Raw genomic sequence first — 203 nt, 5'->3', positions numbered from 1 at the left:
AGAAATTTCGTTGACGAAATGAGGCGGATCGGTTTTAATGCGCCCCGTTGCCCGGATAGCTCAGTCGGTAGAGCAGGGGATTGAAAATCCCCGTGTCCTTGGTTCGATTCCGAGTCCGGGCACCACTAATTTATATTAACGGACCTTCACGGAGGTCCGTTTTTGCATTCTAATCCCGCCAGAATCTATGCTTCACATCTAAC

General features: G+C 49.3%; 1 tRNA gene. It reads left to right on the top strand.

Going from position 1 to position 203, the window contains the following annotated elements:
- Window positions 1-49: 49 nt before the first annotated feature.
- Window positions 50-125 (top strand) — tRNA-Phe (locus QQZ17_RS22535).
- Window positions 126-203: the final 78 nt, after the last annotated feature.

This window comes from Citrobacter sp. T1.2D-1 (genome assembly GCF_950098555.1).
Lineage (GTDB): Bacteria > Pseudomonadota > Gammaproteobacteria > Enterobacterales > Enterobacteriaceae > Citrobacter_A > Citrobacter_A telavivensis.
Note: the sequence above shows the minus strand (reverse complement) of the source record. Positions and strands in the feature narration are given on the sequence as shown.